This is a genomic window from Rhizobium sp. TRM95796 (assembly GCF_025779995.1).
In the GTDB taxonomy this organism is placed as follows: Bacteria; Pseudomonadota; Alphaproteobacteria; order Rhizobiales; family Rhizobiaceae; genus Rhizobium_E.
Genome location: NZ_JAOXHE010000001.1, coordinates 843,662 through 868,551 on the forward strand (window position 1 = coordinate 843,662; position 24,890 = coordinate 868,551).

General features: G+C 64.2%; 23 protein-coding genes and 1 pseudogene. 15 read left to right on the forward strand and 9 right to left on the reverse strand.

From position 1 onward, the window contains the following. Nucleotides 1-102: 102 nt before the first annotated feature. The 5 genes and pseudogenes from OCK01_RS03995 to OCK01_RS26515 all read left to right on the forward strand — a co-directional run. Nucleotides 103-582 carry a pyridoxamine 5'-phosphate oxidase family protein gene (locus OCK01_RS03995; RefSeq protein ID WP_182828878.1) on the forward strand — a complete coding sequence of 160 codons (480 nt, stop codon included), beginning with the start codon at nt 103-105 and terminating at the stop codon, nt 580-582. Nucleotides 583-606: 24 nt separating this feature from the next. Continuing rightward, on the forward strand, nt 607-855 hold the full coding sequence (locus OCK01_RS04000; protein ID WP_263822793.1) for a DUF2188 domain-containing protein: 249 nt from the start codon (nt 607-609) through the stop codon (nt 853-855). Between the two features lie 385 nt (nt 856-1,240). Then, a complete protein-coding gene (locus tag OCK01_RS04005) occupies nt 1,241-2,500 on the forward strand; it encodes a glycosyltransferase (protein WP_263822794.1) in 1,260 nt (419 codons plus the stop codon). 26 nt (nt 2,501-2,526) lie between these two features. Then, entirely contained in the window at nt 2,527-3,693 is a 1,167-nt protein-coding gene (locus tag OCK01_RS04010; RefSeq protein ID WP_263822795.1) for a glycosyltransferase family 4 protein, read from the forward strand. Beyond that, a pseudogene (locus tag OCK01_RS26515) lies at nt 3,690-3,980 on the forward strand (glycosyltransferase family 2 protein); the annotation flags it as partial. The gene OCK01_RS04010 and the pseudogene OCK01_RS26515, both read left to right, overlap by 4 nt. A gap of 237 nt (nt 3,981-4,217) precedes the next feature. Here OCK01_RS26515 and OCK01_RS04020 read toward each other — a convergent pair. Next, entirely contained in the window at nt 4,218-5,522 is a 1,305-nt protein-coding gene (locus OCK01_RS04020; protein WP_263822797.1) for an NAD-dependent epimerase/dehydratase family protein, read from the reverse strand. 206 nt (nt 5,523-5,728) lie between these two features. On the opposite strand from OCK01_RS04020, the gene OCK01_RS04025 reads away from it, so the two are divergent. Further along, entirely contained in the window at nt 5,729-6,976 is a 1,248-nt protein-coding gene (locus tag OCK01_RS04025) for a hypothetical protein (protein WP_263822798.1), read from the forward strand. Here the strand turns inward: OCK01_RS04025 and OCK01_RS04030 are convergent. Together OCK01_RS04030 and OCK01_RS04035 are read right to left on the reverse strand one after the other, a co-directional pair. Further along, nucleotides 6,957-8,375 (reverse strand): SGNH/GDSL hydrolase family protein, encoded by a 1,419-nt coding sequence (locus OCK01_RS04030; protein ID WP_263822799.1) that lies wholly within the window; start codon nt 8,373-8,375, stop codon nt 6,957-6,959. The two genes, OCK01_RS04025 and OCK01_RS04030, sit on opposite strands and share 20 nt — an antisense overlap. 217 nt (nt 8,376-8,592) lie before the next feature. Beyond that, a complete protein-coding gene (locus OCK01_RS04035) occupies nt 8,593-9,132 on the reverse strand; it encodes a serine O-acetyltransferase (protein ID WP_263822800.1) in 540 nt (179 codons plus the stop codon). Between the two features lie 103 nt (nt 9,133-9,235). Between OCK01_RS04035 and OCK01_RS04040 the strand changes: the two genes are divergently transcribed. Both OCK01_RS04040 and OCK01_RS04045 read left to right on the forward strand, forming a co-directional pair. After that, nucleotides 9,236-10,444: a lipopolysaccharide biosynthesis protein gene (locus tag OCK01_RS04040; protein ID WP_263822801.1), complete on the forward strand. Its 1,209-nt coding sequence runs from the start codon at nt 9,236-9,238 to the stop codon at nt 10,442-10,444. 103 nt (nt 10,445-10,547) lie between these two features. Next, a complete protein-coding gene (locus OCK01_RS04045; RefSeq protein WP_263823152.1) occupies nt 10,548-11,861 on the forward strand; it encodes a UDP-glucose dehydrogenase family protein in 1,314 nt (437 codons plus the stop codon). Nucleotides 11,862-11,934: 73 nt separating this feature from the next. Here OCK01_RS04045 and OCK01_RS04050 read toward each other — a convergent pair whose 3' ends face one another. Beyond that, complete coding sequence (locus OCK01_RS04050; RefSeq protein WP_182828869.1) at nt 11,935-12,945, reverse strand: NAD-dependent epimerase; 1,011 nt, start codon at nt 12,943-12,945, stop codon at nt 11,935-11,937. A gap of 307 nt (nt 12,946-13,252) precedes the next feature. Here OCK01_RS04050 and OCK01_RS04055 point away from each other — a divergent pair, with 307 nt between their 5' ends. Next, entirely contained in the window at nt 13,253-15,490 is a 2,238-nt protein-coding gene (locus tag OCK01_RS04055; RefSeq protein WP_263822802.1) for a GumC family protein, read from the forward strand. A gap of 2 nt (nt 15,491-15,492) precedes the next feature. Here OCK01_RS04055 and OCK01_RS04060 read toward each other — a convergent pair whose 3' ends face one another. Beyond that, complete coding sequence (locus OCK01_RS04060) at nt 15,493-15,729, reverse strand: DUF982 domain-containing protein (protein WP_182828866.1); 237 nt, start codon at nt 15,727-15,729, stop codon at nt 15,493-15,495. A 247-nt stretch (nt 15,730-15,976) separates the two neighbouring features. On the opposite strand from OCK01_RS04060, the gene OCK01_RS04065 reads away from it, so the two are divergent. After that, on the forward strand, nt 15,977-16,195 hold the full coding sequence (locus tag OCK01_RS04065; RefSeq protein WP_263822803.1) for a hypothetical protein: 219 nt from the start codon (nt 15,977-15,979) through the stop codon (nt 16,193-16,195). A gap of 55 nt (nt 16,196-16,250) precedes the next feature. On the opposite strand, the gene tdh is transcribed toward OCK01_RS04065, so the two are convergent. The 3 genes from tdh to OCK01_RS04080 form a co-directional block, all read right to left on the reverse strand. Further along, nucleotides 16,251-17,288, reverse strand: a complete 1,038-nt coding sequence (gene tdh / locus OCK01_RS04070) for an L-threonine 3-dehydrogenase (protein WP_263822804.1) — start codon at nt 17,286-17,288, stop codon at nt 16,251-16,253. A 207-nt stretch (nt 17,289-17,495) separates the two neighbouring features. Next, complete coding sequence (locus OCK01_RS04075) at nt 17,496-18,683, reverse strand: glycine C-acetyltransferase (protein WP_263822805.1); 1,188 nt, start codon at nt 18,681-18,683, stop codon at nt 17,496-17,498. A 148-nt stretch (nt 18,684-18,831) separates the two neighbouring features. Beyond that, the gene (locus tag OCK01_RS04080) at nt 18,832-20,067 is read right to left on the reverse strand and encodes an NAD(P)/FAD-dependent oxidoreductase (RefSeq protein WP_263822806.1); all 1,236 of its coding nucleotides are present in this window, start codon (nt 20,065-20,067) and stop codon (nt 18,832-18,834) included. Nucleotides 20,068-20,283: 216 nt separating this feature from the next. On the opposite strand from OCK01_RS04080, the gene OCK01_RS04085 reads away from it, so the two are divergent. After that, on the forward strand, nt 20,284-21,303 hold the full coding sequence (locus OCK01_RS04085; protein ID WP_263822807.1) for a calcium-binding protein: 1,020 nt from the start codon (nt 20,284-20,286) through the stop codon (nt 21,301-21,303). 18 nt (nt 21,304-21,321) lie between these two features. Next, entirely contained in the window at nt 21,322-22,065 is a 744-nt protein-coding gene (locus OCK01_RS04090) for a calcium-binding protein (protein ID WP_263822808.1), read from the forward strand. A gap of 56 nt (nt 22,066-22,121) precedes the next feature. Here OCK01_RS04090 and OCK01_RS04095 read toward each other — a convergent pair whose 3' ends face one another. Beyond that, nucleotides 22,122-23,489, reverse strand: coding sequence for an FAD-dependent oxidoreductase (locus OCK01_RS04095; RefSeq protein WP_263822809.1), 1,368 nt, complete (start codon nt 23,487-23,489; stop codon nt 22,122-22,124). Nucleotides 23,490-23,861: 372 nt separating this feature from the next. On the opposite strand from OCK01_RS04095, the gene OCK01_RS04100 reads away from it, so the two are divergent. The 3 genes from OCK01_RS04100 (at nt 23,862) to OCK01_RS04110 (ending at nt 24,863) form a co-directional block, all read left to right on the forward strand. Next, complete coding sequence (locus OCK01_RS04100) at nt 23,862-24,071, forward strand: cold-shock protein (RefSeq protein ID WP_137155839.1); 210 nt, start codon at nt 23,862-23,864, stop codon at nt 24,069-24,071. Between the two features lie 152 nt (nt 24,072-24,223). After that, complete coding sequence (locus tag OCK01_RS04105; protein WP_182828860.1) at nt 24,224-24,427, forward strand: hypothetical protein; 204 nt, start codon at nt 24,224-24,226, stop codon at nt 24,425-24,427. Nucleotides 24,428-24,482: 55 nt separating this feature from the next. Next, the gene (locus tag OCK01_RS04110; RefSeq protein WP_182828859.1) at nt 24,483-24,863 is read left to right on the forward strand and encodes a DUF6481 family protein; all 381 of its coding nucleotides are present in this window, start codon (nt 24,483-24,485) and stop codon (nt 24,861-24,863) included. Nucleotides 24,864-24,890: the final 27 nt, after the last annotated feature.

Below are 24,890 nucleotides of genomic sequence, written 5' to 3' on the forward strand. Positions count from 1 at the left end.
TTTTGCTGTCTGGCCGCGCATATCCAGCCTTCGCGATCAGGAAAGGGAACCTTCTCTCGGCGGCCTCCGTTCCTGTGTCGTTCAATCAGGAAAGGAATACCCATGGCCGATACCGACGATACGGAAAAAGTCTGGTCGCTGATCGACAAGATCGGCTTCTGCATGCTGGTGACCAAGATCGGCGACGACATGCGCGCGCGCCCGATGAGCGCCTATTCCGAACAGATCGACAACGCGATCTATTTCCTCACCGATGTCGCCAGCCACAAGGATGACGAGATCGCCCGTTATCCGAACGTCTGCCTGGCTTTCGCCGACTCCAAAGGCCAGAAATACGTCTCTCTGTCGGGCAAGGCCGAAGTGCTGAACGACCGCGAGCGCATCCGCGAACTCTGGGCAACGCCGGCCAAGGCCTGGTGGGACAGCCCCGATGATCCGTCGATCCGCATTCTCAAGGTCACTCCCGCTTTCGCCGAATATTGGGACAGCCCCGGCACCGTGATCAGCTATATCAAGATGGCCGCCGCCGCGGTGTCCAACAGCAAACCAGACATGGGCGACAACGCCCGGGTCACGATGTGACGAGCCAGGACGGGAGAAGCGGTCATGACGACAATTTCCTACAACATCGTCGAGCATGACGGCGGCTGGGCCTACAAGCTCGGCGACGTCTTTTCGGAAACCTTCCCCGATCACGCCTCGGCGCTCGCCGCGGCGCGCCTGGTGGCGCTCGAACATCAGGTGGGCGGCGAGTCCGCCGAGATTTCCTATCAGGACTCGCGCGGCCAGTGGCATCAGGAACACGCCGACGGCGGTGATCGCCCCGAAGCCGTCGTGCGCGACGCAGAGGCGTGACCGCGTATCGATCGCAACGCTGAAAACGATGGCCGCCCTTGAATTGACATTCGAGGGCGGCTTTGCCTTGGGTTGAAGATTCTTCTTGCGCAAGCTGCAATTCTGCGCTTACTTATAATTGTAATCCATCTGATAATCTGAATTTTCGCCCTGTCGAGGTGTTGAACGGCAACTATAGTTTGCTCGTAATACCCGCTCGCGCCTTCGTCGCGCCCGTCGGTTTGAAATAAGACTTTCCATCCCGCTATCGGAATTGCGAGCGGGAAAGGCAACGTCGCGAATTCGCTGATGTAATTCATGAAGAGATCGAGGCGAGCATGCCTTCGCCTGCAGATGCGCGCCGTCTGCGGAACGGCGGCGCATGCGCCTTGTCAGGGAGTGTTTCATGCGCGTTCTCCTGCTGTCGCCGCTCTATCCGCCTTATGCGCAAGGCGGCGCCGAACTGTCGGCGCAGGGTCTCGCCCGTTGGCTGGGCGATCGGGGCCATGATGTCGCCGTGCTCACGGCGGCGAAGGACGCTGAGACCGAGTGTTGGGACGAGAGACGCGACGGGGCGAGGATTTTTCGACTGCCTTTTCCACGGCCCTATTCCATTCACAAGCAGGGGCGCGGCGTCCCGCTGTGGTTGAAACCGCTATGGCATCTCGGCGATCACTGTGATCCGCGCAATCTTCGGATCATGGAGCGCGTTGTCGACGCCGTCAGGCCTGATGTCGCGACGCTGCATTCTCTGGTCGGGCTCGGACACAATATCGTCGCCCCGCTCGCCGCGCGCGATATCCCGACGCTCTACGTGCTGCCGGATCTCGCTTTGGCCTGCCTGCGCGCCACGATGTTTCGCCGGGGACGCGCCTGTGAGGGTCGTTGCCTGGAATGCCGGCTCTCTGCCGCCGTGAAACGCGCGGCGCTGCGGCGCGTGCCGCGCCTCGGCTTCGTCTCGCCTTCGCAGGCCAATCTCGATCGGCTCGCGGCGGCAGGCGCTTTGGACGGACGACCGACGCGCGTCATCGCCAATGTCAACGCCTATCCTGCGCCGCGCCGCCCGCGAACGGCTTCCGCCACGCCCCGTTTCACCTATGTCGGTCGGCTCGACGCGCCGAAAGGGGTGGAATGCCTGTTACAGGCGGCGCGCGCGGCGCGGCAACGGGCGGCGTTCACGCTGACGATCATCGGCGCCGGCGGCGAGGAAGCCCGCCTGCGCGCCGCCTATGGCGATTGCGACTGGCTCGAATTCACCGGCTGGCTGCCGCTCGATGAGGCGGTCGAGGCGATCCACCAGGCCGATGCGCTCTGCCTGCCGTCGCTCTGGCCGGAAAATCTGCCGGGGGCGGCGGTGATCGCGCTCGGCAACGCCGCGCCCGTGCTCGCGAGCGCCACAGGCGGCTTGCCGGAACTGGTGCGCGAGGGCGTCGATGGCAGGCTGCTTCCGCCCGGAGACGTGGCCGCATGGCGCGATGCGTTGATCGATCTGGCGCTACATCCCGAACGGCTCGCATCCATGCGCATCGCCGCCAGCGACAAGGTCCGCCGCTTCGCGCCGGATAGGCTGGGCGAAGACTATCTCGACTTCATGTCGGAGATCCGCGCCCGGCCGCAGCAGGGGCGCGGCGCGGCGGAAAGCAGCCTCGTCTTGCAGGAAGGATGACGCAGGAACGGGTCAGGGGGGAGACGATGACCGGGGACAACAGCGCAGGCGATGGCGGAGCCATATCGAAACCGGCAAGGGAGGAGCGTGAGGGCCGACTCTTGTTCGTGGGGCATCTCGATGGGCCGCCGAATGGGCAGATCGTCGCCAACCGCCTCATGCTCTCGCTGCTCGAAACGCGGGCGAGCGTGTGGCGCCTGCCGCTCGGCGCATCCCCATGGCGAAAGGTCTCTGCTGCGCTCCGTCTCGCCGCCACGGCGCTTCGGAGCTCGCCGCGCGACCGGATCTATGTGTCGCTGCCCGGGCAACACGGCGGCTGGCTGTTGTTGGCTGCGCTGCTGGCTTTTCGGCTGAAGCGCGCGCGTCTCTTTCTGCACCACCACTCCTATCGCGCCTTGAGGGCGGCGCCGACATTGCTCGGTCATGCTCTCACCTGGGCCGCAGGACCTCGGGCCGTCCATATTCTCCTGTCCCACGCGATGGCGACCACGTTTGCCGCGCGCTATCTGCCGGCGGAGGCCGCGCCGCCCCTCATTCTCTCCAACGCCGCCCTGTTGCCTGCGCCTGCCCGCGCGACCCGGAAAGACGGCCCGATCACGATCGGCCTTCTCGGCGCCTGGACGCCGGAGAAGGGCGTTCTCCATGGCCTCGACCTGCTCGAACAGCTGCTCCGGTCCGATCCGGATCTTCATGCCGCCATCGCCGGCGCGCCGTCACGCGGTGCCGAAACCGTGGCGATAGCGATCGTGGCGGCTGCCGCACGCTGGCCGGGGCGTTTTACGGTCGACGGCTGGCTGGAGGGAGAAGACAAGGCGGCGTTTCTCGCCAGGCTCGATTGCCTCCTGCTGCCGTCGCGCCTGCCCGACGAGGCGGAGCCGCTGAGCATGCTCGAAGCCTACTCCGCCGGCGCCGATGTCCTGGCGACCCCGCTCGGCGCCATTCCCGAACGTATCCGCATGGCCGACCGCCTGCTCACGTTGAACATCGAGGACGATGTCGATCGCATTGCCCGCGTCATTGCCGAACGTCGATCCAATCGGGGCGCCGCGACCAGGGCCTGCCGCGATCATGCTCTCCGCTTTCACTACGGCAGCCTGTCGGCGCGGGAGCTGTTGCTGACGCGCCTGACCGAGCAGGCGATCCCCGCCCCGAACGTCGGATTGGCGCATGTCGCTCCGGGCGTGACACCATGACCGCGCCCGAAGATCTCGACGTCGTCATCGTCAATCACTGTTCCACACAGGCCTGTCTGCGGCTGCTCCGCTCGATCCGCGATCATGGCGTCGCGCAGCCGGCTCACATCGTCGTCGTCGATCACAGTGAGACGCCGGATCCGGCCTTGGCCGCCGGACGGGGCGATGACGTCGGCCTGATCCGACCGAGCCGCAACGGCGGCTTCGCCGCCGGCGTCAATATCGGAGCGGCGGCGGGTTCGGCGCCTGCTCTGCTCATTCTCAACGCAGACATGCTGTTCGTCGACAATCCGCTCGGGCCGGCGCTCGATCTTCTGAGCAAGAGGGCGGAGATTGGCGCGATCGGTCTCGACCTGCAATCGCCGGCGGGGGAGCGCCAGTTCGCCGGCCGGCGCTTCTACAGCCTCGCGGACATCGTTGCGCGGCGTCTTCCGGGCTTCGCAAGGATGTGCGAGGCGCGTATCGATCGCCATCTCATGCGCCGCGCATGGACGGAGGGGCGGCCCTTTGCGGTGGGCTGGACGCTAGGCGGCGGATTTCTTGTTCGACGCAGCGCCTTCGACGCCGTGGGCGGCATGGACGCCGGTTTCTTCCTCTATATGGAGGATGTCGATTTCGGCCTCAGGCTGGGCAAAGCCGGCTTTCTGACGCTCGCCCTGCCCGGCGTCCGGCTGATCCATGAACATCGCCGAGCCAGCGCCGGCCGCCTCCTGAGCCGCGCCTGCCGTCTGCATCTGCGCAGTCTGGCCCGCTTCATCGCCAAGCACGGACTGCCGATCCTGCGCGCGCCGGAGCATCTCGACATGCTCCACGCCGAGACTGTCGAAGGTTCCGAGCGTATCGGCGCTCCAGCGCGCGAAGGCGGAAGCCAGCATGCCGCGCCGCACGGCGCCGTGATTGAGCAGCCAGAGCGGCAGGACGTCGGTCGACCGCACGAGCTTGAGCACGCGGTCGGGATGAATGCCGAGATTGAACAGCGCCAGCGGCCGGAGAAGCCGCGCCGCCGTCATCACCACCCAGCGCGGCACCAGCACTTCGCGCGCTTTGGGGAAATGGACGGCCTTGAACGTCTTGACGATCTCCTCGATCGTGTAGTGGTCGGGATAGGCGGCGTTGAACAGGACCGACCGCTCTTTCAGGGAGCGGGCATAAAACAGCGCGTCGATGAGATCCTCGACATAGAAACAGGCCTTCACCGTGTCCTTGCGGCCGGGATAGACGAACAGGCCGCCGCGCATGAGCTTGGCGAGACGGGTGAAATTGCCGCCCTCGGCATGTCCGAAGATCACGGCGGGGCGCGTGATGATCAGCCGACGCGACGGCTGTTCCGACAGCCAGCTGCGATGAACGCCCTCAGCCAGCCATTTCGACCAGCCATAGGCGCTTTCGGGATCTGGCGGCGTGTCCTCGGTCTTCACATCCTCGCTCGGCCCATACACCGAGATCGAACTGGTGAAGACGATGGAATCGACGCCGGCGCGGCGGGCATAGGCCGTCACCTCCGTCGCACCCTGAATATTGGTCTCGTAATATTCATGGTTGGCGTGGCCGGGGGTGGTGTGGACGGCGGCGAGATTATAGATCGCCCCGACCGGATCGGGCACCGAGAAATCGGTAAGGTTGCGCACATCGCCGAATACGTAAGTGACGCCGGGCACGCGGATCTTGGGGTTGCGGATATCGACCGAATAGAGCTTGCCGATCCCTTCGGACGCCAGCCGCCGCAGGAGATGCGAGCCGATGAAGCCCGCGCCGCCGAACACGACCACCGCCTTGCCGGCGGGATGAACCTCGCGTCCGGAAATCGATATGGTCTTGGTCTCGGTCATGGCGCAGCCGTCTCTTCCTGGGACAACCGGTTCGGTTCAGCGCTCGAATCCGGTATCTTCGCGCAACGGTATCTCGTCGCGTTTGGGAGGACGCTAAGGGCCGGGCGATTAACAATCGGTTCTTTCGAGGTCGCTCACGAAGCGCGATGCCGAGACGTGGTGAACAAATCTTTGCTGTTTGCCCGGCATCACATCGCGCCGACGTCATGATTGGTCGATACGCCTTGTTCGGCCTGATCCTGTTCGCCTGTCGCGACGCCGGCACCGGCGCGTTGCGCGCCGGCCTCGAACAACTCGGGGTCGGGCTGCTCTGGTATTTCGCCGATGTCGCAGCGACCGGCGCCGCTGCGATCTTCGTTGCAGTCCAGCTGGCGCATCGCAGGATGCTCGGTTTGCTGTTGCTGGCGGGCCTCGTCGCCTCGCTTGCGGCGGCGCTCGCCTTCATGGGCCCTCGGCCGCTGATGGCGCTCGCCGCCATCAAGATGATCCTGCCCGTATTCTCCGGCCTGATTTTCTTCCAGCGCAGGGTGGACGAAAGCGTTTTCACCGTTGCTGTGCTGACGGTTCTTCTCGTCGCGCTTTGCGTGTCGGCGCTCGCCGAGCCATATGCCGCTTATCCGTGGGCGGACACCGGTTATCAGAGTTTTTCCGGCGCGAAGTCGGCGGTGAAATATTGGTGGCAACAGGGCGTAGCCCGCTATGGCGGCTTGTCGGGAGACAGCGCGCTGACGGCGGCGATGATCGTCTTTCTGGGCGCGCTCACCGCGCCTCGCCTGCCGCCGACGCTGTTCTGGGCGCTCGCGCCGATCTGTGGCGGCGCTTTGTGGCTGACGACGAGCAAGACGGGTCTGATTGCCTTCCTCGTCCTCTGCCTGCTCCGGCCGCTGATCGTGGCGCCCGCTCCTGCCTTTGGCGCTCATGCCGTCCTGCGCGTGCTGGCCTCGGCGTCCTTCGCGACGATTCTCGCGCCGCCGCTCATGATGCTGCTGTTTTCGACCGTCGACAGCGAAACACTGCCGCCTCTCTTCGCCAGTTTCGCGGACCGGGCGGTCACCACCTGGGCCGCGCCTTTTCTCGTGGTCGCCGACATCGATCCCAGCGGCCTCGTCACCGGCTGCGGCCTCGGCTGCTTCGCCACGCCGATGAGGTTGAGCGAAAGAGCGGCGCTTTCGACGCCGCTCGACAATTTTCACCTGACCAGCCTGCTGATGTTCGGTCCCGCCTATCTGCTCTTCCTCGCCGCCGCCATTATCGGCCTCGCGCGAGAAACATCCCGCGCAAAGCTCGCCCTCGTCATTCTCTTCAATCTCTATGGACTGACCGTGCAGGCCTATGCGCCGAGTTTTCTCACCATGATGGCGGGCTATATGTTGAGCGGGGTCTTCTCGGAGCCGCGGCGCGCGTCGGCGCCGCGATCCGAATGGGCGTCATCCGTCAAATCAGCGTCGACCTGACATCGAGATGCGGCATGCGCAGCCGGACGACGCCCGCGCCGGGCGCAGCGCAAATGAGACCCAGCGCCTTGAAGCTGAGATAGCCCTTCGTGTCGTAGGCCGGCACGGCGATCGGCTCGGTCGCGTCTTCGAGCACGAAAGTCTCGACCGTGGGAAACACCCCATGCGCCGTATCGCTCATCACGCCCGAGGCGATCATGGTGGCGCCGACGCCGGCGGTGACGCCGTTGATCTCGATATAGGGCCGGGCGCAGGCAAGCCCGGCAGAGCCGGCCATAATCGTCACCGTCGAAAAGCCCTGAAGCACGTCGCCCGCCTGCCAGAAGGACGACGATCCGGCGAGATCTTGATAGACGCGCAGGCCGCCGCCGGCGGTGCTGACGCTATAGGCGATGACCAGATCGTTGCCGCCTTCCGCATTGGCTTCCACGCCCAATTGAAACGAGGTCGTGGTGTCGCCGGAATTGCGCGCGACCGTCCACTCATAGGGAACGGCCGTCGTGCCCGATGCGAGCGATCCGCCCGCGCCGAGCACGCTGGCGGCGCCCGACGTCGCGTTGAACAGCGGATTGAGCGCCAGTTGCAGCCGATTGTCCGCAGAGCGCTGGTTCGCCCGGGACGCCCGGCTGCGCGGCAAGGGCCGCATCACCTCGCGTAGAATCTCCGCAAACGCTTTTGCGGCGTGATAGGCGCCGGTGACGCTTTCATGCGCCAGCACCGCATCGCCCGTATGCAGATATCCGGCGCGGAAGGCGATCGAGGCGGGCGTCGACGCCGGATCATGCAGAATGGCGGGCATGTTGAGAAGCCAGAGATGGGGCCTCAATTCCGCCGCCCGCCGCAGCGCCTGATTATAGATCCACATTTGCCCGATCATGGCGGCGGAGAAGTTGCTCGCCCCGGCGCAGAGCGCGACGATCACCTTGAGGCCCAGCGCGAGCGCGGCGTCGATCTTGGCGAGCGTGTCGGCGAACGCCTGGGCGCCGGCCTGCGCCAGCGTCACCACGGCGCCGCTGACCGCATGCGTATAAGGCGCCTGCGAGAAGTTGTTCATGCCCTCGCTGATATAGAGCGCGCCCGCGCCCGAGGACAAGGCGGCGGGCAGGCGGGCCGCCGTCTGGTCGGTCCTGTCGCCCGACTTGCCGAAATTGCCGGATAGGATCAGCCTGGCGCCGGCCATCGCGGAGCCGAGAAAGACATGGTTGTAGGCCGCGCGGTTGCGCCGTTGCGAGTCGAGATGGACCTGTTCGGCGGTGCTGTCGCCGATGACCGCCAAAAGATTGGGCGATCGCGGCGCGAGGCAGGCGCCGAGGGAAGCGCGGCCGAACAGGCCCGCCGCATCATGGCCGATCAGATGGGTCAGCGCCCGGATTTCAGCGTTTTCGATATCCCCGGTCATTGGGGCGCCCTCCCGAACAAAGGGGAACGGCCGCCGGCTGTGGCGAAGGTGAGAAGCACACGGCGGCCATCCGCGCCAAGGCCGGTCAGCGCATGGCGGCGTGGCGGCGAGGCGCGCCCGAGCGAGAGGGAAAGTAGCGATGCGAGTGTCATTTTGCGGTCTCCAGTTTCGACCGCATCAGTGTAAGAGCGCCCATGAGAAGGGGGATGAAATCGGCTCAGCCGACATTTCCGGGCAGTATGCGCGCCGGGTTGCCGACCGCCGTCGCGCCTGAGGGAATGTCGATCAGCACCACCGCATTGGCGCCGATGACTGCGCCCTCGCCGACAAGCACGCCGCCGAGCACGACGGCGCCCGCCGAGATCACCACGCTGTCGCCGATCACCGGCGCCGCCGTCTCCCCCGGCCATCTGCTTCCGAGCGTCACATTCTGCAGGATGGTGACGCCTCGACCGATGCGGCAGGCCCCGATGACGACGCCGTGCGGATGCGGCAGATAGAGCCCGCCGCCGATCTCCGCCTCGATGGCGATATCGGAGCCGAAGGCGTAAACCGACCAAAGCCAGACGAGCCTCCGCAGGGGACGCCCGATCACCGGAACCGGCCCGACCGCCTCCTGCATCCGGCGCAGAAGCGCGCAGGCGAAGCCCGGCCGGCTGAGTGTGCGGAGCCAGCCCGTATGACCCGAGCCGCCTGCGCCCCGCCGCGCTCTGTCGTAATCCGCGCGAATTCTGTTCCAGACGCCGTCCTTTTCCATTCTTTCCCCCGGACCCCGCTTCCACTTTGCGTCGTCTTTGCTAGCCTGTCCACAACCGGATTTGGGGGGAGACCATGGGAGCGGCGGCGTGGACAGCGAGGTGATGACAGGCGCCCTCGCCTTCGTCTTGCGCGGAGTGGCGCTCGCTCTGCGTTTCCTCTTGCCGCTCGCGCTCATCCGGCTTCTGGGCCTGGAAGCGGCGGGGGTTTTCGCGCTGGTCACCGCGACGGCGGCGATCGGGCCGGCGGCGCTGGGCTGGGGGCTCAACAACCTGCTGACGCAGGACCTCGTTCTGCATCGGCGCCGCGCGCCGCGGCTGATCGCCACCCGGCTCGCAGTCACCGCAGTCTCTATCGGCGCGGCGGCGGCTGCTGCGCTTTCTATCGTCTTCACGACCACACCGATACCCACCCTGGCGGTCGCGCCGGCGCTGGCCATCGTCGCCCTGGAGACGCTGGCGCTCGACGTCCACGTCATCCTCATCGCTCTTGGTCGCGCCAGACGCGCCAATCTCATGCTGTTTATCCGCTCCGCAGGCTGGATTCCGTTCTTCCTCATCGCCGCATCACGGTTTGACGCCGTGTGTTCTCTCGATGCGACGATCTTGTTCTGGATCGTCGGCCATGTCATTGCGTTGGCGACGCTCGCGCCATCGATCGCGAAGACATCGTGGCGGGCAATCGGGGTCGACCTCGGCTGGCTGAGGAGCGGCCTGCGAAGTTCGAGCTTCATCTACGCCGCGGACCTCGGCTTGGTAGGTCAACTCTATGCCGATCGTTTTTTGGTGGGCGCCATGCTCGGCCTCGAAGCGATAGGGATCTACAGTGTTTGCGCCGCTGTCGCCCAGTCGCTGCAGATTCTCGTATCCTCGGCCGTCATTCAGCCGGCCCTGCCGCGCCTGATCGCTTCGGCCCGGGACCGCGAATGCTCTGAGGCGCTTCTCAAGCCGCTCTGCCATCGTCTCGCTTGGGTGTTCGTTGCGGCTCTGTCAGCGCTCGTTCTCGCCTGTTTCATCATCGCGGACATCCACTCCATCGAAATATCCGGCGCGGCGGCCGTTTCACTGTGCTTGCTGTCGTTCGCCGCGGGCGCGCGCAGCCTGTCGGACGGCTTGAACGTCGTTCTGATCGGGCAGGAACGCCACCGCATCTATGCCGTCCTTTCGCTCGTCGGCGCGGCGCTGTCGATCGCGCTTTCGATCCTGTTTCTGCCGAAGCTGGGATTGGCCGGCTCCGGGCTTGCGGCGCTCGTCGCCGCCGTGACGACGCTGATGATGCGCCTTCGGTCGATCAAGAAAAAATCGGTCCCGTGAAGATGTCATTGTCCTGAAAACTGCGGCGCGATAGAAGACCATGCATCACAACAAGACTCGCGATCCCGATGTCGATCGCCATAGAGACGGACTGGAGAACTATATGCGCATCGTCATGATCGGGTCGGGATATGTCGGTCTCGTCTCCGGCGCCTGCCTGGCGGATTTCGGCCACCACGTTACCTGCGTCGACAAGTCGGAAGCTAAGATTGACGCGCTGAAGGCCGGGAAATCGCCGATTTTCGAACCCGGCCTCGAAGCGTTGATCGCCAACAATGCCGCAGCCGGCAGGCTCGATTTCACTCTCGACCTCGCCACCGCCGTCGCGGAGGCCGACGTCGTCTTCATCGCGGTCGGCACGCCCTCGCGCCGCGGCGACGGCCATGCGGATCTGAGCTATGTCTATGCCGCCGCGCGCGAAATCGCAGCCGCCGTCACCGGCTTTACCGTCATCGTGACCAAGTCCACCGTGCCCGTCGGCACCGGCGACGAAGTCGAACGCATCTTCCGCGAAGAGTTCCCGGACAAGGATGTGGCCGTCGTCTCCAACCCCGAATTCCTGCGCGAAGGCGCCGCTATCTCCGACTTCAAGCGTCCCGACCGGATCGTCGTCGGCGCGGAAGACCCGCGCGCCATGGACGCCATGCGTGAAGTCTACCGCCCGCTCTATCTCAACGAAGCGCCGTTGTTCTTCTGCGAGCGCCGCACCTCGGAATTGATCAAATACGCCGCAAACGCCTTCCTGGCGATGAAGATCACCTTCATCAACGAGATCGCCGATCTCTGCGAGACCATCGGCGCCGACGTGCAGAAGGTCGCCAAGGGCATCGGCATGGACAAGCGCATCGGCGACAAGTTCCTGCATGCCGGCCCCGGCTACGGCGGCTCGTGCTTCCCCAAGGACACGCTGGCGCTGGTCAAGACAGCCCAGGATTACGACAGTCCGGTGAGGCTGATCGAGACCACCGTCGCCATCAACGACAACCGCAAGCGCGCCATGGGCCGCAAGGTCATCGCCGCCTGCGACGGCTCGGTGCGCGGCAAGAAAATCGCCATTCTCGGCCTCACCTTCAAGCCGAACACCGACGACATGCGCGACGCGCCTTCGATCGCCATCATCCAGGCCCTGCAAGACGCCGGCGCGTCGGTCCATGCGTTCGATCCCGAAGGCATGGACGCGGCCAAGCCGATGCTGGGCGACGTGACCTATGGCAAGGACCCCTATGAGATCGCCGACGGCGCCGACGCCGTGGTTCTGGTCACCGAATGGGACGCCTTCCGCGCACTGGACTTCCGCAAGCTCAAGGCGACGATGGCCGGCGATGTGGTGGTGGATCTACGCAACGTCTACAATGCCGCGGAGCTCGCCAAGAGCGGGTTCCGCTACACGGCGATCGGCAAAGCTAAGAGGGGCTGAAAAGGCCTGTCTCGACCGACAAAAAAGCCGCTGGGTCGCCCCGCGGCTTTTTATTTCGACATTCAGCAGCGTCTCACCGCGCATAGTGCTCGGTGAACCATTCCACGAAGCGCCTTACCCCCTCTTCCAGCTCGATTTCCGGCTTGAAGCCGGTCAGCGCCATCAAAAGATCAGGAGCGGCATAGGTGCGGGGCACGTCGCCCTGCTGCATCGGCAGCATGTTGCGGATCGCAGGCGTCGAGAGCGCCGCCTCCACCGTTTCGACGAAACGCATGAGGTCCACCGGCTGGCCGCCGCCGATATTGACGACGCGGAACGGCGCCTGCGGGGACAGGGTGTCGGCGACGCCGTCGACCGTGACGCGATTGTCCTCGGCGGGGGCCACGGTCGTCAGCCTGACGATGCCTTCGATAAGGTCGTCGATATAGGTGAAATCGCGGCTCATCCGGCCTTCGCCATAGATGTCGATCGGCTGGCCCTTGCGGATGGCGTCGACGAATTTGAACAGCGCCATATCAGGCCGGCCCCAGGGTCCGTAGACGGTGAAGAAACGGAAGGCGGTGGTGGGGATCTTGTGGAGATGGGCGTAGGAATGCGCCATCAACTCCATGCTCTTCTTGGTCGCCGCATAGATCGTCATCGGCTCGTCGGCCCGGTCCGCTTCAGCGAAGGGTATCTTTTCGTTCGATCCATAGACCGACGAGGTCGACGCCATCATCAGGTGTTTGGGCGACAATTCGCGCGCCAGTTCCAGCACGTTGAACGAGCCGGTGAGGTTGCTGTCGACATAGGAGCGCGGATTTTCGAGGCTGTAGCGGACGCCGGCCTGAGCGGCGAGATGGATAATGATTTCCGGCTCGGCGATCTCTGCGGCGCGGTCGAGCGCCGCCTTGTCTTCCAGCATGCCGATCACGGGCGTAAAGCCGTTGGAGCGCGCCAGGATCGCATGCCGCTGCTCTTTCAGGGAGACATCGTAATACGGCGTCATGCCATCGAAGCCGACGACGAAATGACCTTCATCCAACAACCGCTTAGAAAGATGGAAGCCGATGAAGCCGGCTGTCCCCGTGATCAGATAACGCATTCGAAATCCTTCTCGAAATGGCGAGCCATCTCTGCGCGAACGGCGCGGCGATGTCAAAGCCGGGCGAAGACGGCGGCAGAGATTTCCCGGTCATGCACATCATTTACGTCTTCTGTGACAAGGCGGCGTCATTCGCGCCGAACGCGCGATTTCATTTCGACGCCGAGAGCTCTTGCCGTTTTTGCAAATCCATCGTTAACTACGACCTCTCGTTGTGCGCATCGACCCTATTCAGCTCATTCTTCGTTTCGCAACCGTTGCTTCAGCTCGGCCTCGGCGCCGAAGCGACAGTCGAGGTTCGCCGATCATGCAGCAGGCAGACCATCCATCGCATACCCCTGCGGCGTTGGAACGCGACGACGACGCCGATCCGCTCGCACGGCTCTGGCTCGTCTGTCGCCGCCAATTCCGGCTTGTGGCAACCATCCTCGTCGTAAGCCTCGTTGCCTGGGCGAGCTATCTCGCCTTGGCGACGTCTACCTATCAGTCGAGCGCCGGCATCCACATCCTCGCCGAAGGGCCGGACTACTGGCGGAAGCCGGTCGGCGCCGATCCAGCGGCGACGTTCGACGAAAACCTCGCAAGCCAGATGGAGCTGATCAAGTCGGGCGAAACCCTGAGGCGGCTGGTCGTCGATGGCGGTCTGCTGACGCAGCCGGATTTCACCGAGGACCTCGCGCGTCAGCGTCCTCATGCGCTGGTTCGATGGTTGCGTGCGGCGCTCGGGCGAGACAGGATGGCGGATCCGGTCACCGAAGCCCTCGCCCTGCTGGAGACGAGGTTGACGGTGAAGCGGCTGGGGGACTCCTCGGTGCTGTCGATCACATATTCCGCCCGAAGTCCCGAGGCCGCGGCGGCGATGACGGGACAGGTGGTGAAAGCCTATTTCGACGCTCGCCGCCGAACTCAAGCGGAAGCAGCAAGGCGAGCCGTCGGTTGGCTGTCGGGCAAGGTCGAGGAGCTTCACCGGCTTTCTCTGGCCGCGGACGACGCGGTCGAAGCCTTCCGCCGGCGACATGGCCTGCTCGCCAGCAACGGCCGGCTGATCGGCGATCAGCGCCTCGTCAGCATGACGGAACAGCTGGTGCTCGCCCAGGCCGAGCTCGGACAGGCGGACGCCCGCAACAGGAAACTCGAAGCCATCCTCACCGGCGGCGACCTGGACGCCGCCGTCGCCCAGAGCCTGGCGAGCCCGCTGGTCAACGAACTCCGTCAGCAATATCTCGAAGCCAGCAGACGCGGCGCCGATCTCGCGGCGAAATACGGCGCCGAGCATCAGCAGACGCGGCGGCTGAAGGGGGAAGCGGAAGAGTTTCGTCGCCAGATGTTCGAGGAATTATCGCGCATCGCCGCCGCCTATCGCTCGGAAGCGGAGATGACGCGGGCCCGTGTCGAGGCGCTTACGGCCGATATCGGCAGAGCCGGCGCCGAGAAGTCGGATCTCGACGCCGTGCAGGTGACGTTGCGCGATCTCGAAAGCCGGGCCGACAACGCCCGCCGCCTCTATATCGACCATCTCGCCCGGCTGGATACTGCGCGGCAGGAGGTGAGCCTGCCGGAAATCGCCGCGGCGGTGATTTCGCCGCCGACGCTGCCGACGCAGCCCTCTTCGCCGCGAAAAGCTCTTTCGCTCTTCATCGCCACGAGTCTCGGCCTGGCGCTGGCGCTCGCTGCGGCCATCCTTCGGGATTTTTCGGATCAATCGCTGCGCAGGCCCGACCGGCTGCGGCGCCTCGTCGACGCGCCTGTGCTTGGCCTGATTCCCCTGATAGAACGGCCGCCGCTGTTTCATCCCGATTTTTCGGCCTTTCCCATCTGCCGCCCGGATGCGATCCGAATGGCCGACATGCTCGACCGCCACGCCATAGACAATCCCCGGTCCCGCATGACGGACGCGATCCGGAAAACCCTGTCGCATGTCACAGCCGCCGACCGGGAGAAATCCACCGTGGTCATCGGCGTCGTGTCCTGCGGCGCCGGAGAGGGCAAGACGACCATTGCGGCGAATCTCGCAAGCCTGAACGCCATGAGAGGAAAGCAGACATTGTTGGTGGATGCGGATCGCGTCAATCCCGAAGCGTCCCGTCGTCTCGCCGGACATGTGTTGGCAGAGGAGCCGAAGCAAGGCCCGGGTCGCGCGGCGTTCTTGCCGGTGCTGAGTCATCCCTCCGCGCCGCTGGCGCTTCTCGCCTGTCCCGAGCCGCCGCGCGCCGAAGGCGGCCCTTTGCCGGACCTCGACCCGGCCTCGGAGATCGAGAAGGCGAAAGACGACTTCGAGCTGATCGTGATCGACCTGCCGCCGCTTGCCGCCGGCCACCCCGCGGAAGAAGCCGCACGCTCGGCCGATGGCATTCTGTTGGTGGTGGACTGGGGTCGCGTAAACGAAGCAACGCTCTCCGAAGCGCTGCGCGGCGCGCCTCTGATCGCGGCGAAAATCACCGGAGCTTTGTTCAACAGGGTGCAGTATGACAGGCTGTCGCTTTATCTCGACGGCGGCGCGAAGCCCGCGGCCTCCGTCGGGATGAGCGGCTATTTCTCGCCCTGAAATCAGGCGAAGGGGATGGCGGCGTCGAGATGGGCGGCGACGAAGGCCTCGCGCGCCTTGCCGGCCTTCTCGGGCGCGGCGAGCGCGGAGCGGCAGATGTCGCGGGCGTGGCTGTAGAAACGGCCTTTGCCGCCCTGCCAGTTTTCCAGACAGTCGAGCGCCTGGGATGGGCCCGCCACCACGCGATAGCCGCGTCCCGTGGCGACCTTGACCGGTTTTGTCCACAGAATATCGGTCATCGGAACCTCCTGATCGAAACACAGCAAAGCTCCGCTGACGACGGAGACTTTCGGCTTCAACAACGATGTCGGAAGGATTGAGTTCCGTGCGGCGATGAGCCCGCGATCACGGCGGGCCCGAACGGCCCGGCAGGCGTCGGGCGGTCAGTTGCAGAGCGTCAGCGTGCAAGCGCTCGCTTCGCGGGTGGAGAGTTCCAAAGCGGAGGCGCCGAAGGTGGTGGCGACGAGGGCGAACAGGATGAAATAGATGATCTTCATGGCAGGCGGCTTTCAACGGACGGCTTGGTTTGCGGCGACGCGCGCCGCGCTGTGTTCTGTGGCGCTGATGACGGACGCGCATGTCGAAAATGTGACGAGCCCGAGCAGCAAAAAGGCGAACAGCTTCAACATGGTTAACACCTCGTTAATCGATCGTGACGAGAGCGTTTGTGCCACGATCGGAGGAGGCGCGCTGTCACCTGGGTGACAGGAAAAAGGCCGGCGCGACGGCCGGCCTTTTCGGCAGCATCCGGAAGCGTCGGTTACGCCCAGTCCATTACCACCTTGCCGGAGTTGCCCGAGCGCATGGCCTCGAAGCCGTCGCGGAACTCATCGATCCTGATGCGGTGGGTGATGATCTGGCTGAGATCGAGCCCGCCCTGGACGAAGGCGATCATCTTGTACCAGGTCTCGAACATCTCCCGCCCATAGATGCCCTTGAGCGTCAGCATCTTGAAGATGACCTTGTTCCAGTCGATGCCGAAGCCTTCGGGGGCGATGCCGAGAATGGCGATCTTGCCGCCATTGTTCATGGTGTCGATCATCGAGCGGAAGGCGGGCGGGGCGCCCGACATTTCCAAGCCGACATCGAAACCTTCCTTCATGCCGATCTCGCGCATGACCTCCTTGAGGTCCTGGCTGGAAGCGTCGACGACGTAATCCACGCCGCATTTCTGCGCCAGCTCCAAGCGTACGGGGTTGATGTCGGTGATCACGACCTTGCGCGCGCCGGAGCGCTTGGCGACCATGGCGCCCATGATGCCGATCGGCCCTGCCCCGGTGACCAGCACGTCCTCGCCGACGAGATCGAAGGACAAAGCGGTGTGCACGGCGTTGCCGAACGGGTCGAAGATGGCGGCCACTTCATCGGGCACGTCGTCCGGGATCGGCACGACATTATATTCGGGAATGCAGACATATTCGCCGAACGAGCCCGGCCGGTTGACGCCGACGCCCAGCGTGTTGCGGCAGAGATGGCCGCGGCCGGCGCGACAATTGCGGCATTTGCCGCAGACGATATGGCCCTCGCCCGACACCCGCTCGCCGACCTTGTACTTGGTGACCGACGAGCCGATCTCGGCAATCTCGCCGACGAATTCATGCCCCACCACCATCGGAACGGGAATGGTCTTCTGCGCCCACTGGTCCCAGTTCCAGATATGCACGTCAGTGCCGCAGATCGCCGATTTCTTGACCCTGATCAGCACGTCGTTCGGGCCGGGTTCCGGCACCGGCACATGCTCCATCCACAAGCCCATCTCGGGCTTTGCCTTCACCAGCGCGCGCATCATGTTGGACATTGGTTTTTCCTCATATTGTTGTCTCACGCGAGAGCCCCTCCCGGCCTGCCGGCCACCCTCCCCACAAGGGGGAGGGAAGCATGTGGCGCCCGTTCATTTCCGCCGCTCGCTGTTGGTGGAGTGGGCAGGGAGCAACCCCCGAGTCTCCCTCCCCCCTGTGGGGAGGGTGGCCGGCAGGCCGGGAGGGGGCACTCCCTGTCGCACCCTTCAAATCACGCCCAGATCCCTGCCCACTTCGGCGAACACCGAAATCGCCTTTTCGACATCGGCGCGGCTATGCGCCGCCGACATCTGGGTGCGGATGCGGGCCTGGCCGCGCGGCACCACGGGAAAAGCGAAGCCGACGACATAGACGCCCTTCTCCAGCATGCGCGCCGCCATCTCCTGCGCCAGCGTCGCCTCGCCCAGCATCACCGGAATGATCGGATGTCCCTCTCCTGCGAGCTTAAGGCCGAGCTTGGTCATTTCGGAGCGGAACAGTGCGGCGTTGTCGTAGAGCCGGGCGCGCAGCGCGTCGCCGCCTTCGATGATGTCGAACACTTTCAGCGAAGCAGCCGCAATCACCGGCGCGAGCGTGTTGGAGAACAGATAGGGCCGCGACCGCTGGCGCAGCCAATCCACAACTTCCGCCTTGCCGGACGTATAACCGCCCGAGGCGCCGCCCAGCGCCTTGCCGAGCGTGCCGGTGATGATGTCCACCCGGCCCTCGACGCCGCAATGTTCGGCGGAGCCCCGGCCGTGCTGGCCGACGAAACCGACGGCGTGGCTGTCGTCCACCATCACCATCGCGCCGTATTGTTCGGCGAGATCGCAGACGCCGCCGAGATTGGCGATGATGCCGTCCATCGAGAAGACGCCGTCGGTGGCGATCAGCTTGAAGCGGCTGCCCTCGGCCTTCTTCAGCTCTTCTTCCAGCGCCGCCATGTCGTTGTTGGCGTAGCGGAAGCGCTTAGCCTTGGAGAGACGCACGCCGTCGATGATCGAGGCGTGGTTGAGCGCATCGGAGATGATCGCGTCTTCTTCACCGAGCAGCGTTTCGAACAACCCGCCATTGGCGTCGAAGCAGGAGGAGTAGAGGATCGTGTCTTCCAGGCCGAGAAAGCGCGAAATCCGCGCCTCCAGCTGCTTGTGCTCCTCCTGCGTGCCGCAGATGAAGCGCACCGAGGCCATGCCGTATCCATAGCGATCAAGCGCCTGCTTGGCGGACGCCGTGATCTCGTCATTGTCGGCGAGGCCGAGATAATTATTGGCGCAGAAGTTGAGCACATGCGCGCCGGAGGCGACCTCGATTTGGCCCGATTGTTTGGAGGTGATCACCCGCTCGGCCTTGTAGAGACCTGACGTCTTCAACCCGTCGAGCTCGGTTCTGAGATGGTCGAGAAAGGCCGTCGTCATGCTTGTATCTCCGCGCTGCAACCGATGCAGCGGTGATAGCACGCTTCATCGCGGCGCACAGCGGAGGGCGCGGCGAAATCGCGCCGCAGACGAGACAGGGCCTTTCCCCTGCGCGACGCGGATCAAACGCCGCGTCAACGCAGAGGGATCAGCGGTCGGCGCGGAACGGCGCCGAATTGACGAGGAGCTTGCTCCCTTCGATCATCGCGCCGAGCAGCTGCGCCGAGGCCGGACCGAGCGTGAAGCCCTGATGACCATGGCCGAAATTGAGCCAGAGATTGCGATGCTTAGGAGCAGGCCCGATCACCGGCAGCATGTCGGGCATGCAGGGCCGCGTGCCGGACCAGGGCGTGTCTTCCACGCGGTCGCCCAGCGCCATCAATTGGCTTGCCGCTCGCTCCGCCCGCTCCAGCTGGCGATAGACAGGCGGCTTGCCCGGCAGCGTCAGATGCGCGCCGGTGGTGATGCGCGTGCCGGCCCGCATGGGGGCGAGCACATAGCCGTTTTCGGTGTCCATGGTGGTGTGGCCGAGCGGGCGCGGCGAGGCGTAATGGGCATGGTAGCCGCGCTTCAGCACCATCGGAAAATTCAACCCCAGCGGCTTCAGCGCGCCACCGGCCCAGACGCCGAGCGCGATCACCACATGCCGCGCATTGAGAAGACCCGCGCCGGTGCGGACCAGCCATTCCTCACCCGACACGCTCTGGCGCAGCTCCTCCACCGACGCCTCGACGAACGTCCCGCCCTCGCGCTCGAACAGCGCCGCATAGGCCGAGACGAGATCGCCGGGGCTCGCCACCGTCCACGGCTCCATCCAGTGAATGGAGCCGGCGCCGGCAGCCGTCAACCCCGGCTCCTCGGCGAGCGTCTCTTCAGCCGTCAGCGCGCGGAATTTCGTGCCGAAGGCGGCGCGGATGTCCTCGGCCTTGCGCAGCCCTTCCTCGAATTTCGCAGCCGAACGATAGAGCGTGCGATAGCCCGACCGCTGGATGAGATTGTCGGCGCCCGCCCGACGGATCAGCGGGTCATGCGTGCCGGCGGCCTGGGCGATCAGGCTGGCGTAGGATGTCGAGATGGCGCGATGGCGGCCCTTTTCGGAATGCCACCAATAGCGCAAGAGCGGCCCGAGATGACCGGGCAATTCGCGCATCGCATAGACCACGTCGTTGCTGCGGCCGGTGGCGATGTCGAACAGTTCGCGAATGCCGCGCGGCATGGCGTAGGGCTCGACCGATTCCGACTGGATGATGCCCGCATTGCCGAAACTCGTCTCGCGCCCCGGCGGCCGGCGATCGATCAGCGTCACCTTGAAGCCGCGATCCTGAAGGTCGAGCGCAGTGGCCACACCCACCATGCCCGCGCCGAGTACGATTGCCGTTTTCATGCTGAATCACCCCTGAATGACGAGGCGCAAACAACGCCATTCGGCTGGGGAGGTCAATGACAACAGACAAACAGAACAACACACACAATCACAACCTAATATAATGCAATCCTCATTCTTATACCATTGCTTGCACAACACAGCAAATCACCTTACCTCTCGGCTCACGACATTTGTGACAACAGGGGGCTGAAATTGGTGCAAAGAGTGGGGACGTTGGGCGATGACGAGAGCATCATCGGTTCAAATCTCGATGACCGGATGGCAGGCCTGAGCGGTCGGGATATGCTCGACGCGAAAGATGGGGACGATCTTCTCAGCGGCGGTTCGGGGCGAGATTTTCTCTATGGCGGCAACGGCTCCGACACGATCCTCGGCGATGCCGGCAACGATGTCATATATGGAGAAGGCTCGAGCGAGACATTCTGGCTGAAGTCGTCCGACGCGCATGACGACTGGATCTCGGCTGGTTCCGGCAATGACCGGGTCTATGGTGGGGTCGGCAGTGACATCTTGTTTGGCCGCATCGGCGACGACGTGATCTGGGGCGAAGACGACGACGACAAGCTCTATGGCGGTAATGGCGATGACCAACTGCTGGGCGGCGTCGGCAGCGACACAATCTATGGCGATAGCGGACGCGACGAACTGCGGGGCAGTGAGGGCGCCGACATGGCGCTGGGCGGCCTCGGTCGGGATACGCTCATGGGCGGAGACGGCAATGACAGCCTCTATGGCGACGCCGGAAATGACGTGATCTATGGCGATGCCGACAAGGACTATCTCGATGGAGGCGACGGCGACGACACGCTCTACGGCGGCGACGGGAAAAACACACTGATTGGCGAGACGGGAGACGACAGGCTGATTGGCGGTTCCCAGAATGACTTTTTCAACGACATTCTCGGCGACAACAGATTTACCGATGTCGGCGGCGGCAATGATCGTTTCGTCTTCGGCCAGACGAGCGACACCACAATCCTCGATCTCAGCGGTTCCGACTTGCTCGTATTCTACGACGTGGCCGCCTCCGAGACCAAGTTTACGCGGTCAGGGGACAACCTGATCATCAGCTTTGACAATACAGACTACACCGCTGACATCCTGCGTTTCTTCGATGGCGGTTACATCGAGAAGTCCAGCATTTTCTTCGACGGCACACGCAAAACCGTCTCGAACGACGATCTCCTCGATCTCGCCAACAACAAATCCATCGAAGCCGCCGATCTCTGGTGAGCCGAGAAAGAGAGCGACATGACCAACAAAATTTCCAAATATTTCACGGCCGCCACCGACGAACTGTTCGACAAGATCTCGACGGACAGCAATGCAGCCCAAAGCTATACCGTATCGGGACGTTTCGACTGGCGGCTGTCCGCTGCCGGCGGCAATGATGTCGTGACCGTGGCCATCGGCAAGGCCAGTTCCGACAACATCTTCGCCCTCGATCTCGGCGCGGGAAGCGACACGCTGTATGGCGGCCGCGAGCATGACTATGTCCTGGCCGGCAAGGGCGACGACACCTTGCTTTCAGGCGGCGGCGGCGACAAGCTCTATGGACAGGCGGGCGACGATCTGCTCGCCGGCGGCGAGGGAAATAACCTGTTGAACGGGGGAAAGGGGGATGACATCTATCTCGCCAGGGGTAACGACACCATCGTCGACAATGGCGGTGACAATCTGATTTCAATCGCCGACCAATCCGACGTTACAATAACGTTGACAAAAGAGGCGGGAGCGACGCTCCTTTTCAACAGCGATATTGATGACCTCATTTTCAGCAAATCCGAAGGAGATCTTCGGATCAGCGGATATGAAGAAGTATACGATGAAACCACCGGCGAAACTCACAGAGAAAACATCGTATCTGTCGAGGTGATCGACTTCTTCGACCACGGCTCTCAGCCGATCACGGTGTTTTCCGACGGAAAACACACCTATACCGGCCCTCTTTCGTTGAAAGAAGGGCTCGGAGTTACCGGCGCCGATCTCTGGTAACCCATCTCCTCCGGCGCGGCCTCACCCGCCGCGCCGTCTTCCGCATCCCATCACGCTCACTGCAGCCGCACGCCCTGCCGCGTCAACTCCGCCTGCACCGCCCCGATATCCACCGCATCCACATCCCGCCCGCTCTTGACCGCGAGCGCGGCCGCGACGCCCGCGCCCTGGCCCGCCACCGCGCAGCAGGCCATGTTGCGGGTGGCGGCGTGCGCGATACGGTCGCCGCCGATGGCGCGGCCGGCGACCAGCAGGTTCTTCACCCCCTTGGGCAGCATGGCGCGATAAGGGATGTGCATGTATCGGCCCGTGGTCGGCAGGATCAGCACGCCATAGCCGTCGATGAATTCGGGATAGATGCCGATCGTATCCTCGAACCGCGCCTCGTGGCGCACGTCGCTTTCGGTCATATTGTAGACCGCGTCGATCTTGCGCGTGTCGCGGATGCCGATCGTCATGCCGAAATTTCTGAGCCGCGCGCCGGCGCAGCCCGGCGTGTAGCGCTTCAGCGCCTCGATCGCCAGCATCGCCTGCTTGCGGCCTTCGATCTCGAATTTTGTCATCGAATCCGGATCGGTGCCGTCGCAGCCGGCCAGATGGACGAGGTTCATGTAAGTGAGCTCGCCCGTGTCATGCGCCACGCCCCAGGTGCCGGCGATGGTGTTGAGATGGCGCGGAATGACGCCGTCCTTGATGGCCTGTGCAAAAGGCTTGGCGAGGAAGGGCGAGAACATCTGGTCTTCCTTGCCCGAGGTCTCGATCTGCCATTCGCCTGTCGACCAGTCGCCATAGGTCTGCGGATCGGCCTTGACGCCCGCCATGAAGGCGCGCTTGTCGACGCCGGCGAGATGGAACATCACCGAAGCCGCCTGCATCTCCTCGACCGGCGTCTTGCGGGTCACGGCCCCTGCCCGCTCGGCGATGTCGGCGTCGCCCGTGGCGTCGATCACCACTTTACCGAGGATGGCCTCGCGGCCCGCCTTGGATTCCGTGATCACGCCGATGATCCGGTCGCCGTCCATGATCGGGGCGACGAATTGCCGGTGCAGCATGCCGCGCACGCCGGCTTCTTCCACCAGCGCGTCCGCCACCAGCTTGAAACCTTCGGAATCCAGTTCATAGGACAGCGACTGGCTTTCGGGATAGGCCGCGCCCATGGCTTTCGCCCGCTCCTCGAACTCCCAGCCGATGCCGCCGGCCTCCACGGTCTGCTCATGCCGATACCAGGCGAAACCCTCGACGCCGACGGTGGTGATATTGCCGCCGAAGCAGCCGAAGCGTTCGACCAGCGCCACCTCGACGCCGGTTCGCGCCGCAGCCAATGCCGCCGCCAATCCGCCGGGGCCGGAGCCGATCACCAGCACGTCGGTCCTGTGAATCACCTCGATCTCGCGGGCGGGTTCGGTAATATAGGCGGCGGTCATGGCGGTCTCCTCGTCGTCAATCCGCTCAGGCTAGAGGGCGCGGACGACATCCGATAGGCTGAAAGCGACATGGGCGCGGCGGCCCGCGACCAACCGGCGCTTCGCGTGGTGGTGGGCTTCCCCGGGTCCAGATCGCTCGAACCCGGACCCGATGCGGCCAAAAGGGCAGCAAAAAGTAGAAGAGATCGGCTTTCCGAAAAACTAATGGTTGACGCCGTGAGCATAGCGGCCTATATGAAGAGCACGATATTTGCTGCTAGACTTTGTTTTCGCGCTAACGCGCCGTCGACGAACTCCCCTCAAAAATCGATCACCAAATCCGTTGCGCGATTTTCGCGCCACGGCAATGCAATTGCTAAGAAAGGGTTCGTCATGACCACTGGCACAGTAAAATGGTTCAACGCCACCAAGGGCTTCGGCTTCATTCAGCCTGACGACGGCAGCCAGGACGTTTTCGTCCACATCTCCGCAGTCGAGCGCGCCGGCCTGGGCTCCATCGTCGAAGGCCAGAAGCTTTCGTTCGAGCTCGAGCGTGACCGCAAGTCGGGCAAGATGTCCGCGGGCCAGCTTCGCGCTGCCTGATGAATTTCGGTGAAGCGATGACCACGGATGTACTGGCATCGCAACGCTGACCTCGAAAGCCAGGCCTCGCCTGGCTTTTTTGTTTTCCGCGACAGTCGTCGCGAACCGCCGTCCGCGGCGCAACCGGGATATCATCCCGCAAGGACACTCTCTTGAGCGATCTCAGCAAGCCACGCCAGAAGGCCGAACAAGCCTTCCTCAAGACGCAGTCCCAATCGCTCGCCCGCAACCGACTTCTCACGGAAAACGAGGGAATCGAGGCTGCGCGCAACGAGAAGACCAATCGCCTGCGCGAAATGCGCAAGGCCAAGGAAGCCGCCGACCTCGCCGCCTCGCGGCCCGAAGGCGACCTCTGACCTCAAGCCGCGGCGACTGCCCGCGGCGCCACGACGATTAGAAACGGAACAGAGTTTGAAACACCAGAAGAACCAGGATCTGAACGACCGCCGCAACGGCGCAGCCGCCGCACGCAAGGCGCTGCTCGACAATTACCGCACGGCCCGCGAAACCGGCGCAGCCGCGCTGGCGGAGAAGCTCGCCGAGCGCGAAGCCATCGCCGCGGCCCGCGACGAACGCCGCGCAGAACGCGACCGCGTCAAGGCCGAAGAGCGTGACCGCGAGCGTCTCGCCGAAGAGGCCCGCCTCGCTGAAATCGCCGCCGCAGCGCGGCAGGAAACCGAAGCCCGCGAAGCGGCCGAAAAAGAACGCATCGCCCGCGTGGTGGGCGACGAAGCCAGCCGCAAGGCCGAGCGCGACCGCCGATACGCCGCCCGCAAGGCGCGCCAGAAGTAATCGCCCGCCAAAACGGAACTTCCTTAC